The following is a 13,217-nucleotide window of genomic DNA, read 5'->3' on the forward strand; positions in this document are numbered from 1 at the left end:
ATAGTAGTGTTGGGCCGGGCGATCGCAGGCAATATCGAATTTAGCGCTATGGCCGTTTGTCCAATAGGCAGATCGAACCGAATCGTCGAAACCTCCCTGGCAGGCATCACTAGCTGCTGCTCTTGAGCGCTGAGTTCACTGAATAGCAGCGTTCCGTTAATGAGTGCGATCGCCTCTCGCAAAGTCAGATCAGCGTCGGCGCGAATCGGATCGTCTTCCGCATTATTCACCGTCACCTGAATCGCAGAAACTGTTGTTTCATTTGATTGGGCCAGACTAGTAGCAGGCATCCACAGACTGTTCAACCCACCTAGCAAGCTACAGATTACAACAAGCTGACGGCGATATTTGAAAGTGTGCTGATAAGCCATCTGTCGCGTCACTAAATAAAACAACTAACTATTCCTAAACAAACCTAAAGTAAATCTCCTTCTTAGGAATCGCCTACAACTCTTCTTCCTCCGTATCTGGAAGCACTGGTCGTAGATTCTCTTCAAGTTCCTCGTCTTCAGGGATCGTATCTTCAGAGATATTCTCTTGGGATAAATCTGCTTCAGCCGCCTCAACCACTGATTCCTGCTGCTGAGGCGGATCGTTTGGCTGCGTCGCGAACCCGTCTAACAATCCACTCAGCTTCGCCGACGCGCCAAAGTAGAATCCGCCATTGCTACGGTTCTCACCAAAATCAGTATCATTCGCGCCGCCGCTATAGCCCGCCGAAATTCTTAAATCTGGGAGCGGATAGTAGCCCGCCTCTACAGAAAACCCCGTCTCGCTATAGCCACTGCCAGCCAGCCAGCGCAGCTCACCCACCGTATCCCAACGGTATCCTAGTCGATAAGTGGCTCTAGCCTGAGCGAGCTGAACAGTACTGCCATTAGAGAAACTGTTGCCCGCACCGTTGAATTCAGTACGACTGTGACGCAGCGCATATTTGCCAAACAGTTCCCACCGCCAGTTCGGGGCATAGATTGCCTCGGTCGAAAACAGGTGCTCCTGGGTTTCAGAAGAAGCGCCCAAGTTAGCGTTCGTAGGAATGCTGTTCGGATTGAGCCGATGCTCATAGCGCAACAGGGCATTGAACCGATCGTTTCTAGGATTGCGATAGGCCATGCCAAGTTTCAACAGACTAGTTCGGCCTAGTCCCGTGATGCGCTGGTTGGCGGTATGGGCAGTTCGATAGTCTCCTAGTAGCGTTAGCTCGGGAGTAATCCGTCCTAGCGCAGAAAGGGTGAATACGGTGTTGGAATTACCACGCGAAGCTCGGTGCTCGAATCTTGTATTGGCTTGAAAGTCTGGATTATCGGTATAGGAGAGTCCCACACTGTAGCTTTCACCCCCGGCTAGGCCAATAGCCGAGGCGCTTTGACCCGGTGCAAATGGCTGAGAAAACTGGGTGCTGGCTGCGGTTTCGTTACCGAGCGTCGAAAAGGTCTTTTCAAAGCCCAAGTCCAAATCTAATCCCGGTGCGAGATTGATGCCTTGCTCTAGGCCAATCGTGCCGCCTAGCTGTCGGCCATTCACCGTAGAGAATCGACCGTGAATGGTGGTATCCGAAGCAAAAGTGTGTTCACCCGTGACATCAACAGTAGTCGCGCTGCCTCTGTCTCCACCATAGAAGAGCTGATTGACGCCGACATTGAGCCCGTCCATCACTTCCCAGTTCAGCCCGATCAGGGTGCGGCTCGGATAGATCGGATCTTCGCTAGAAGAAAGGGTGAGTTCATTTTGAGCGATGATCGATAGTCTATCTGTCAAAGGCGTCATTAACCGGGTTCTGAGCTGAGCTGAGCTGACACTGCGATCGCCATCGAGCCGGTCAGTGCGATCGCGATGCAGCCAATCCACATCCGCCGTACTTCGACCAAACCGCTGACTCACGCCCAAAGAATAGGTCGTTAGCGAATTATCTAGCGCCCTACCCGGCTGGCGTTCAGTATTGTTCAGCAGCTCTGTAAGATCGGTAATGACCCGAGGCGCATTGCCCGTATTATCTTCTCGATCAAATCTCGCTCGCAGCGTGGTGTTTCTGGTTATGCGCCCAGCCAACTGCGCCCCGTAGCGAGTCTGCCCCGGCACAAAGCTAGAGGTGGCTTCATTGCTAAAGCCTGCATCTGTTGATCGAATATAGGCCCGACCGTTCAGCTTATCGCCGAGAGCGCTGTCTACTTCTAGGCGATAGGCATTGCCACTGACGCGATCTGAAGTCTCAAACTCGCTAGTAGAACGGGCAATCTCAGCCGTGATCTGAGTGTTGTCACCAATCGCCACTTGAGCATCTACGCCATAGAGAGAAAAGTCTCTTGTGCCTCTATCTTCGTTTAAATAGCTAGTGCCTACCCACGATTCTTGCCCTTGCTGCTGATTAAAGTTGTACTGTAGGCGGCCAGCGAGTAGGTCGGTGTCTTCGCCATTTTCATGCTGATAGGTGGTCACAATCCGACGCACGAGCAGCAGCCCAAATTCATCTACCTGGGTTCGCGCCACCGGATCGTTAAACAGCAGCGTTCCCCGATCGTAATCAATCTCATAGTCAGCGCCGCGCGTCAGGGCCGTTCGCTCTAATACCGTGCCGGGCCGTTCTAACTCTTCTAGCTCTAGATAAACGCGCTCGCTGCCAGGCAGCAAGTTGCGCTGAGAAGTGAAGTAAAAGCCGCTGGTGCCATCGGGTGCGATTGTATCTCTTTGAAAGCCTTCTACATTGTTGGCATATAGGCCCGTCAGCGCTAGATTACCAAAATTGTAGTTAGCCTTGAAGCCGTGCAGTCGGCGACTGGTAGCGGTAAAAAGCTGTGCGGATGTCGAGAATTCTTCGGTGTTGTAGTCTCCCCACATCACATAGTCAGTGGCAGCATTGGCGGTAGGAGAGGTGCGCTCTAGCCGCAAAAAAACGCTGTCTAGCGAAGGGGTGATTACATCCGAGTAAGAGTCATCGCCGTAGGTGGTGTAGGTGCTTTCGCAGTTGCCGCCGTTGGCCCGAAACAGGCGAGAGTCACCGTTACAGTCTTGGTTTAAGGTGCGATCGCTATTATAAGCGCCGGTATAGAGCCATTCGCCCAAGTTCCCCGTTGCAAACACAGCCGCATCGACATCTAGACCATAGCTGTTGTCTCCATCTAGCGGCAAAAAGTCACGATAGCTGCCGTAATAATCAGTCCCTTGCGCGCCAAAACGCACGTCAACCACGCCCGATATTAGATTAGACCGCTGCGGCGTCACAAACTGAATCTGACTAAACGCCTCAAAGTCAGCCGCTCTAGCTCGAATTTGAACCAGACCCGACTCTAATGAAGACTGCAGCTCGGCAACAAACTCTCCTTTGCTGGCTCGAACCTGAAAACCGGGCGCATCTGGATTGGCATCCGCACCCAAAAACTCACCATCGCTCGCCTGCAGCGTGACGGTGGATTCCCAACGCGAGATATTACCCGATTCATCAACGAGCTGACCACGAATAGTACTTGTCGACCGGCCATCGGCAGGAATGGCACGCGGCGAGAGCAAAGTTAGCTCAGCAGGCATTCCTCTGACGGTCACCAGCAGACTTTTCAACACTTCGCCAGTGTCTGTTGAAACAATTTCTAGCTGGTTATCGCCTGCAGAAAGGGTGACACCATACCAGGTCTGTGTACGCTGCCCAGTCTCGGTGTCGGTTTCTGTTCTACCAATCAGGTTAGGATCTACCACCCGGCTATTGACCAGTAGCGCAATTTTGGCCCCAACGGGAAATCTCAGCACTACTGAGGTAGCGGGCGTATTCAAGAAGGCGTTGGGCTCAGGGCTCAAAAACGCTACGTCGCTGGCATTGACCGCAATCTCACTTTCTTCAACACTGCCAGCTAGGTAGGTAGGGGTAATCGAGGTTTGGGGCAAATCGCCAATGTCATAGATAGCGCCGCCGCTGGCTGAGGATCGAGCCGCGATCGCATCTGGATTAACGGCGGGATCAGCCACAGAGTTAATGGCTGGATCGGCGGCTAGTTCAGTCGGCGAATCAACCCCTGACTCAGCATTAGATGGAGAGAGTTCTTCATGAAAGATCGAAACCCAGTTAGCTGGACGCTTTCGGGTTTCGCGTCTTCTAGGGGCTGTGGCTAGGCGGGCGTCAGCGGGTTCATTAGCGCGTTCGTTGGCGTCTTCTGTGGCCCGCGATCGCGCTAACCGATTAGCAGGCTGCTCTCTTTCTCGCTCTCTTCCTTGCTCTCTTTGGGCTTCTGAAGTGCGCGCTAGCCAGGGCGTTCCAGGCTTTTCTGCGGGCGCATCTTCGATCGCAGCCAAGTTTAAAGAAATCGCATTTTCGGCAATGTCATCGGGTTCAGAAGGGTTTGGCGATCGCGCCAACCAAGGCGTTTTCTTAGCAGAGTTAGCCGCTGGTCTAAGGCCCGCCCGCGCTAGCAACAAACGCTCTGCTTCTGTTTCTTCAGCCTCTTCGGTCGCAGTCACTGTCTCGGTCACTAAGGCCAACTGCTGAACGGCTCTAAAGGAGACATTAGACGCGACTGCTCTCGTTCTGATAATGACATTTGGATTGTCGCTGTCGTTTTCAGTCTCAACTTCATCGTCAGAATCTTGCTCTGTATCAGGGCGATCTTCTCTATCGATCGGATCAGCTATCTCTTGAGCCATCGCCGCGCTAGAGAGCACCAGTGAAGCAAACACTGAATTGAGCGATAGAGCTGCGATCGCAGCCAGTCTAAGGTAAGAGAATCTTCGGGCGAGTGTCGTTTGCTTGCCTACGGTTGAAGTCATGTCTATTCTCCTTCCTCAAAAGTAGGCGTCACCCCAAAGTTCATCCGCACCAGTCCGCCCGGCGCTAGCCTGACTAGGCGAGAGCGGCTATTGCGCTCGTTAAAATACAGATTGGCCGCTAGGGTATAGCCGGGTAAACTCTCTAGATCAAGCGTGCCCGTACGATTACCAGGAAGCATTTTTTGAACAGAAAAGAGACCGTCAGCATCAGTAACTACCCGATTGCCATCATCTAAAAAGATCACCGCATTGGGAATGCCAGCCTCTCCATTCTGTTGTTCTCCATCAAAGTTTTTATCTTCAAAGACGCGACCAATTAAAGTGCCACAGTCCGACAGAATACCTGGTTCGAGAGAAACTCGGTGAATACTCGGCCCGTCTTGAATATCAAAGTCGTTATCTGTTCTAGTGGCGGTTACCATGGCGCTATTTTCACCCGATCCTCTTAGCGCATCGGGCGTTAGCCGAGTCGCGTAGATGATATTCAGCGTTTGGTCTGGAGATATCTGCTCAGCAACACTAAAGGCGATGCTATTGCCGCTCACGCTAGTGGTAACTGCCACTGGCAGATCGTCTAGCTGACCGGAAACAGACTCTGGCAAAAACTCAAAGCCGACTGGCAACGTATCGATCGCAACCACAGAATCCACGTCGACGGTGGCCGAGCTTTGAACCATTAGCCGATAGATCACCGTATCGCCGGGCTGAGCCGCAGAGCGATCGGCGGACTTGGTAATTTCTATCTGTTGCGCTTCGCAGATAACGCTCTCTATACCGAACTCAAAGAGAGTCAGTAGCTGAACTTCTGCATTCCTGACAGTCACGGTGTTAATAAAGGTCAGTTCACCATCTACAGAAATTGGGTTGCCATCTAGAGAAGTCGCTCTGTAGCTGAGCAGCGAACTCGTTGGCCTTTCCACTACCCCCAGCATTTCAATCAGTACCCGGCGTTCACTATAGCGAGAGTTATCAGGCGGATTGATTACCAAGATGTACTGAGCTGTCGAATCTGTTTGCGTCAGCCCTGCATTCACCGGACTCTCCAAAGGCGCATCAACATCTAAGAGAAAGTTGTAGCGACCATCATTGAGAGAGAGCGGAAAGGGATTGAGATTAATAATATTAGGATCAATACCATTGTCACTATTCGTCGGGGTTAGCGGTACTAGGTTGCGAATATCTAGCCCCGACTCGTCCGGCTCGTAGAGCGCCATCGAAAATCCAGCATAGCTACTGAGAAGTTCACCATCGCAGCCTAGCAGCCTGCCACCTGGATCAATTAGCTGACTATCGTCAAAGCCGGTCGCTAACTGGTTAGAAATGACTTGAACAGGTGTTCCTGATGGAGTGTTGTAGCTGGCGGTGGCTGTGTTGAAGATACTTTCGGACTGTTCAGGCTCTACTGTCTGAGCGATCGCACCCGTTGCAGAATGCATAAACAGGCCAATCAGGAACAGAGCCAGCAACTGCTTCCATCGGCGGTGGCACCACAGACGTTTGGACAATGAGAGAAGTGGCATTGTAGGAGTATCGAAGATTCTTATAGCTGCTTGGTGCTGAGGTGATCAGGCATCAAGCGGCAAGGGGTTTGTATTGCACGCTGTTGGGCGATCGCTTTGCTGCTGGATGGAGAGTTGCCGAAACGAGAGGGTGCTACGGACGACTTAAAGCGACTAACGTTCTAAAAGGAATGGCGATCGCACACCTACTACAAAACAAGAGGATGTGCGATCGCCCTACCGTTTACCTACTTGACAACCACTTCGTGAGAAACGTTCACTGCAACAGAAGATTCTAGATCTTCGTTAAACGCCCATTTCACGTGCGTATAAGCTTCCGCAGGTGCGGGTTGCATCTCTACCTCGCCATTGGGTAGCTTCACTTCTACCATCGGTTCAGCCACAAACGTTTCACCATTATCGATGCTGTAAGTCGCCGCTGCCGCAGTATTACCTTTCTCGGAGCCGATCACATAGGTCATCGCCGCTGGAATCGGCTGAGTAATCACCAGATTCTTAGCCGCCATTTCTCCTTCATTAGAAGAGACCACCGCGTAGCGCAGCACATCACCCGGCTGAACGGTTGCCTTTTCACCTAGCGCCTGCCAGGCTAGCTTTGGCTGACCGTCTTCATCTAAAACGGTTACCTGCTTTTCAGCGCCCATCTCCAGTTTCACCTCTGGCTGCAAAAGCTGTTGAACAATTGCCGTTCCCGCTTCTTGCAAGTTGGCAAACACAGGCGTAGACATTGCAAAAGGTGCGGTCGCAGCCAGTGCTGCAATACCCATACCAAATAAAAACTTGCGTTTCATTCTAATCAAATCCTTTGACTGTACAAAATGTGTAATAAGGGAGAAGAGTGAGGCGGCTGTCAGAGCTAACGACAGCCCGCCTCTTAATTGGTCAGCAAATTACTGACCTAAATCGAAACCGCTTATGGTGTGGGTGTTGGACCTTCACTAATCACTTCACGGAGGAAGGTAAAGTTGCCGTCTTCACCTGGCAAGACATCAATTTCACTACCGGTTTCACCGAAGTTGGTATACACATCGACCTTCACACCGTCAGCAGGCTCGCTTGTGTAGTCAGGATCGGTGCCAGTATCGGCATCGTCGTAGGTGATGACGCCATCAGTAGCGGTTGCACCTTCACGGTGAATAGTCGTCTCTGCCCAGTTGTTATCAGGAGAGCCTGCATCGCTGCCTGTACCATCCTCAGTGAGCACAAAGTCATTAGCGGTCAGCGTAACGTTGTCAGTTCCTGTGTCAGGTGTCGAGATGTTTCTGTACTCAATTCTGTACTCAATCTGATCGCCAGGTCTAGCCGTCTGTTCATCAACAGTTTCATCAAACGTATTGACGAAGCTGCCGTCAGCAGGGAACCTGAAGGTTCCATCATTATTCAAGATTCGAGCTGTCTTCAGCAGCTCAACAAATCCTGTATAGACCCGATCAATGGTGATGTTGTTCGTGGATTCTCCTGTAAAGCCAGGCGAATTAGTTGGATCGTCATCAGGGAAAGCAATAATTGGGATCGGAATGTTGTCTAAGACCTCAGTATCATCAGGCAGAGTAACGGTGACTGTGTAGTCAATCGGAGCTGCACCTGGCAAGATATCACCGACATTGACAGGTGTACCAGCAGTTAGCTCAAACGGATCATCACCTGGGTCAGGAGTACTGTCATAGGTGTACTCAGCGGTCTGACCGTTGAAAGTAATTTCAACAATGGTTCCATCTGGGATATCGCCGTCCTCGCCATACTGGCTGACTGCTAAATTAGGATCGATTTCATCCGCATCAGCTGCCTCGCTAGGTGCGATCGGCTCAAGCGTCACGTTAGACAGTGTTCCTGTGGTTGGATTAGAAACAGTGTTTGTAAAGACGACTGGATCACCGCTAGGATCGAACAAATCGCCCGCCTCTAGTCCTGCTGGTACAGGCGTAGAATTGTTAGTGAAATCGTCATCATCATCGGTAGGACCTACAGCACCTGGAGCACCGTCAGGACCATTCAAAATCTGGTCAGTAGACGGAGAAATGATGATCTGGTTGACTTCACCACCATCATCGCCATCGTCGCCAGTGTTGTTGTTACCAGCATCGATACCGTCCTCATCTGGATCAGCAACACCGTCTGTATCAACATCATTGTCGTTGTCAGGATCTGGATCGTAGTTGCTGCCGTCAGTAATACCGTCTGGTCCGGCTACGCCTGGTGCCCCATCATTGCTAGGATCGGTGTTGTTGTTGGGTGATTGGTCACCAGATTCATCATAGATGACATCGCCATTGGCTGGGCCACCGACGGTCTCACCAAAGGCTTGAGCAATGTTGTCTACCTGACCCCGACCGCTAGCATCTGCGGTTAGAGGAACAGTATTGACCGTAAATCTCAGCCCAGTGACTTCTACACCCGGTGCCAAAGAACCAGAATTAATGAAACCAATTCTCTCAACTGTTGTCAAGTCGGTGGGTGCCGTTCTAGTCCAGGTGACAGTTGCACTGTCTAATGGATCAGTTCCTGCTGGTGCGGTAATAGAATAAATCACCTCCCATCCAGAGGGTAAGCCAGGAGCGATAGATTCAAAATTCGTGCCTTCTGGAATGGCATCTGAGATCAGGATGACTTTCTCATCAGTACCATCTATCTCAACGTCTGTACCCTCTAACGCAGCCGCTTGAAAAACGTTAGTGGGGTCATCGCTTTCCACTCGAATGCCCAAATCATAGGTAATTTGGTCATCGTTGATAGTAGAAGGATCGTTGATTTCTAATGCTGAGGTCTTGAGGGCAGTGACCAGAGCTAAAGGATTGACAGAAGAAGCGAATTGAATATCTTGCTGGGCACTAGCCTCACGTACACCGTTGACAGGCGCTGTGGCTCCATCCGAATCCTGGGTGTAGAGATCATCGATATTACCGTTATCAACGTAATCTTGGTTTTGAGTGTCCGCTGAATTGTCATTGGGCGGAACATTACCCAAAGTTACGCCAATCTCATCACCTGCGATCGCAGTCGCAACTGGCGTACCTGTCACTCTGACGATGAAACTACCGTCCGCAGGGATCGGTGTTGTCGTGAAGTCCCCATCAGCGTCAATCGTTTGAACAGGAGTGAAGACGTCAGGATCGCCTGGATTTGGCCCAGGCGCAACTGTGCCGATCTCAACTAACGTTGCATCTAGGTTTTGAGTAATAATATTGTCTGTGCCCGGAACAAAGACATTAGTTGCAGCGTTACCAGTATTGGTGACTTCAAAGAAGTACTCCAGCGTATCACCAGCTTCTACCGCGCCGTCATCGGTATCGTTGATACCCGTGGGCACAGCGGTCAGACCAGCAACCTCGGCAACTACAATCTCGACGGTATTCGAGGTCGCGTTGATCGTATCGCCATCATCATCTTCATAAGTGGCGGTTGCCGTGTTACTGATAGTCTCTCCAGCGGCTGCGCCTTCGGCGAGGACAGCGCTCATCATATTGAAAACACCAGCCGCAGCTAGCGTAGCCGCCAGAACAGGTTTCTGAACCCGTTGGCGCAATGTTTTCCGTTTCTGCGTTGTTACCATTTTTGTATTAGCTATGCTTGCAAATAGAAGTCAGTCGAATCAGATGAAATGTCTCGAACATCGCTCGTGAGCGCTGCTGTCAACCACGGACGGATTCACGAATCGATTAGTGGAAACGGGCTTCTAAACAATGTTTATAGGTAAATAGATATCAAACAAGCAACAACTCTCTGGGTCAGAGTTGTTCTCTCAAACGTTTTTCGAGTGATACCTGCTTATATCTTCATATCCAACAACACAATAGAAGCTGACCGAATCTATATTGCCCTAGCATCAATTTCTATCTATACGTTGATTTACCTAAAAGAAAATCAAGCATAGGCATTGACATTTATCCATACTGTGCGTTCAAGCTCGCTAACGTTCAGCAGATTCCGACAGCTAACATAAACAAAGTTGACATGGCAAAACAGTCATTCCACATAGAGGGAATAACTGTCTAGAAAAGCTATAAAGAGAGATCTCTGTTCGCTGCTACTTGTTCGCTACTATGAGACGCATTTGTAGCCAGCTTCAGAGACTAGCCTATTGAACTACTCGACGGCATGTCACTCAACGGTAAAGACGGCAGCGTAATCACATAGCGATAGCCAGAAGTTTCAGATCCTTGTACAACTGCCTCGCCGCCATGCATCTCGATCAGATGCCGACTCAGCAACAGTCCTAACTCTTGCCGAGAAGAATCCATCTTCTTCGCCGCGCTCAGTGCCTCAAACGCTTCGCCGCTATCAGCTTCTAAGCCTATCTGGGCAAGCGGCTCTAATCTGATGTTAGAAGGTTCTAATCTAGCAGGGTCTGCATGTTGCGATATGCTCTTAGACCCTCTCTGCCTCTGGTTCCAGGCGATTACCGCTGGGGGCAAATCTTCTCCTAACCACGGATTAGACACCCATAGTGCCATACTCACGCTGCTATCTCTTCGAGAAATATGCAGCCGAATAGTACTCCCTGCCGTAGACATCTTAATAATGCTAAAGACCAAATGATAAATTAGCTGCTTGACGATCCGCTTGTCTAGATTCCAAATGCGAGAGCCCGGTTCTACCGTCAGCTTAATCTTGAGATCTTGCTGTCTAGCAATACTTTCTAGCGATGCGATCGCCTGATGGCCAATCATTTCAATATCAGCCGCCACCACAGAAAGCTGATGGGATTCTTCTTTCTTTAAGTCACCAATCTCAACAATCTCATTCACCATCGTCAGCAACTGTTGAGAACTACTCAGAACAATTCTGGCGTACTCTTGTTGCTTCTCACTCAGCGGACCGTAGATCTCACGGCTTAGCATACTGGCCATCCCCGTCACAGAGGTGAGTGGATTGCGTAGATCCTGCGTGAGCTGAACAATCAAATCAAAGCGAACTTTGTTGATCCGCTTAAGCAGTGATGCTTCAGGCGCAGTGCCCATAGAATCAGACTGCACGTGTGAGTGAACGGCAGAAGGTGTAGCTCGATACTGACTCTGTAAGAGATGTTGCTTTTCAAACTCGCTCATACTCCAGCGAGCGCTGAGTTCTAATAAGGCAATTTCCTGCTGAGTAAACTGATGAGGCAGCAGATCCATCACCGCTAGCGTACCGATACAGCAACCTTCTGTTGTAATTAGCGGCACACCGAGGTAAGACTGAATGCCGTAGTGCTGCACTAGCAAACTACGAGAAAATGCAGGGTGAGCGGTGGTATCGGCGAGGGCGAAAGTTTTACCACTATCGATGACGTGGGTACAAAAAGATTCTTGTCTAGGCAAACTGCGAGCGGCAGCTAGCTGGTTCATCAGGCCCAAGCTAGAGAGCCCTACAACCGATTTGAAGCTTTGCACCTCTGTTTGCATCACGCTGAGGACGCAGATTGGCATCGCTAGCAGCCGCGAGATATTCTGCGTAGCTTCATCAAAGATAGGAACACTGTCGTTGTCCAACAGATTTAATCGGGAAAGCACATTGGTTCGATAGCGATCGCGCTGCTCTGGCGACATGCCCTCTAGCCGACAAGAAAGCCGAGACTGCAGCGTGTCTTCTACACCCAAAGCACTCTTTTCTATAGTAGTCTCCTCTACGCTGCCTCTTGAGCCTTTATTTAGCTCAAAAGCTCTTCTATTGTCAGAGGTGCCGTAAGTCATGTGCCGCGCACTAAAAGAAAAATTAGGTTGGGCTCATCATTCCCCAACAGATAGCGCGACTTAACCCGTAGCTTTACAGAGGCGTTGCCCTGTATAGGCTTAACGTAAATTAGCTGTGATGAAATGAGTCAATTAGTCACAATCAAATGAGTCGCTGCGATCGCCCTTCGTAAACCCTCCATAACATTCCTTCGCAAACCCCTCATAACATTAAGGATATCAAGGCTGCGTTACTCAAAAGCCGCGTTACCAAGTTAGGGCTGCGTTGCTGTGACTGAAAACATACGAGCCCAAAGCGTGCAGTAAAGTAAACTGATGGATGGCTTCTGCTCTGTTCATAGGTCGCGTGGCATAAACTTTGTATACGCCTGTTCACACGCTGCCCGTTTTATACGCTCCTCTATTATGCAAACTGCGATCGCTGTTGGCACACTGCTTCAAAATCACTACAAGATCGTCAAGCTGCTAGGCCAGGGCGGGTTTGGCCGAACCTACCTGGCCGAAGACGAAGGACGCTTCAACGAACGCTGCGCCATCAAAGAATTCGTCCCCGTCAAAGGCCAGGACCACTTCTCTGATAAGGCCACTCAGCTTTTTCAAAGAGAAGCCTCTGTGCTCTATCAAATCATTCATCCACAAATCCCCAAGTTTAGAGCCACCTTCGAAGAACAAGAACGACTGTTTCTAGTACAAGACTACGTTGAAGGTCAGACCTACCACGAAGTCCTCAATCAGCGCAAACTAAAGGGCGAGCAATTCTCTGAAGCGGAAGTCAAACAGTTTCTTCAACAGATGCTGCCTGTGCTAGCCCATATTCATGCGAAGGGCATCATCCATCGCGACATTAGCCCAGACAACATTATTCAGCGCACCACCGATCGACTGCCCGTACTGATTGACTTCGGGGTGGTCAAAGAAGTCGTCACCCGTGTGCAGATGGCCCCAACCGAGACTGGCAGCGTCAGTCAAGCCACCACCGTTGGCAAAGCAGGCTATGCCCCTAGCGAGCAAATGCAAACCGGCAGAGCCTATCCCAGCAGCGATCTCTACGCTCTAGCCGTCACTGCCATCGTGCTGTTAACCGGCAGAGAACCCCAAGCCCTTTTCGACGACATCAACTTCGCCTGGAACTGGCAGCCCCTAGTCAACGTCGCCCCCGGCTTCGCTGCCGTCTTAAACAAAGCCCTACAGTATCGACCAAGCGATCGCTACCAATCCGTCAGCCAGATGGCCCAGGCCCTTCAATCTAGCGACACCTCTACTTCATCCACTCCCCCAC

General features: G+C 50.6%; 6 protein-coding genes and 1 pseudogene. 1 reads left to right on the forward strand and 6 read right to left on the reverse strand.

The window, feature by feature from the left end; genetic code table 11:
* From IQ256_RS25885 to IQ256_RS25910, 6 genes and pseudogenes are all read right to left on the reverse strand, one after another.
* Window positions 1–371, reverse strand: a pseudogene (locus tag IQ256_RS25885) (hypothetical protein); the annotation flags it as partial.
* 73 nt (window positions 372–444) lie between these two features.
* Window positions 445–4,749 (reverse strand): TonB-dependent receptor, encoded by a 4,305-nt coding sequence (locus tag IQ256_RS25890; protein WP_193858587.1) that lies wholly within the window; start codon window positions 4,747–4,749, stop codon window positions 445–447.
* Window positions 4,750–4,751: 2 nt separating this feature from the next.
* Window positions 4,752–6,269, reverse strand: a complete 1,518-nt coding sequence (locus IQ256_RS25895) for a DUF11 domain-containing protein (RefSeq protein ID WP_193858588.1) — start codon at window positions 6,267–6,269, stop codon at window positions 4,752–4,754.
* A 227-nt stretch (window positions 6,270–6,496) separates the two neighbouring features.
* Window positions 6,497–7,060 carry a DUF11 domain-containing protein gene (locus IQ256_RS25900; RefSeq protein ID WP_193858589.1) on the reverse strand — a complete coding sequence of 188 codons (564 nt, stop codon included), beginning with the start codon at window positions 7,058–7,060 and terminating at the stop codon, window positions 6,497–6,499.
* Window positions 7,061–7,182: 122 nt separating this feature from the next.
* On the reverse strand, window positions 7,183–9,819 hold the full coding sequence (locus tag IQ256_RS25905) for a hypothetical protein (RefSeq protein ID WP_193858590.1): 2,637 nt from the start codon (window positions 9,817–9,819) through the stop codon (window positions 7,183–7,185).
* A gap of 520 nt (window positions 9,820–10,339) precedes the next feature.
* A complete protein-coding gene (locus IQ256_RS25910) occupies window positions 10,340–11,938 on the reverse strand; it encodes a GAF domain-containing sensor histidine kinase (RefSeq protein WP_193858591.1) in 1,599 nt (532 codons plus the stop codon).
* Between the two features lie 405 nt (window positions 11,939–12,343).
* Between IQ256_RS25910 and IQ256_RS25915 the strand changes: the two genes are divergently transcribed.
* Window positions 12,344–13,217 (forward strand): serine/threonine-protein kinase (locus tag IQ256_RS25915; RefSeq protein ID WP_193858592.1); only part of this gene is annotated, 874 nt, incomplete at its 3' end.

The organism is cf. Phormidesmis sp. LEGE 11477 (assembly GCF_015207105.1).
GTDB lineage: Bacteria > Cyanobacteriota > Cyanobacteriia > Phormidesmidales > Phormidesmidaceae > Phormidesmis.

Excerpts from the sequence above, each read along its gene's own strand:
- IQ256_RS25895 (WP_193858588.1), bottom strand. The coding sequence starts at position 6,269 with ATGCCACTTCTCTCATTGTCCAAACGTCTGTGGTGCCACCGCCGATGG.
- IQ256_RS25905 (WP_193858590.1), bottom strand. The coding sequence starts at position 9,819 with ATGGTAACAACGCAGAAACGGAAAACATTGCGCCAACGGGTTCAGAAA.
- IQ256_RS25890 (WP_193858587.1), bottom strand. The coding sequence starts at position 4,749 with ATGACTTCAACCGTAGGCAAGCAAACGACACTCGCCCGAAGATTCTCT.
- IQ256_RS25900 (WP_193858589.1), bottom strand. The coding sequence starts at position 7,060 with ATGAAACGCAAGTTTTTATTTGGTATGGGTATTGCAGCACTGGCTGCG.
- IQ256_RS25910 (WP_193858591.1), bottom strand. The coding sequence starts at position 11,938 with ATGACTTACGGCACCTCTGACAATAGAAGAGCTTTTGAGCTAAATAAA.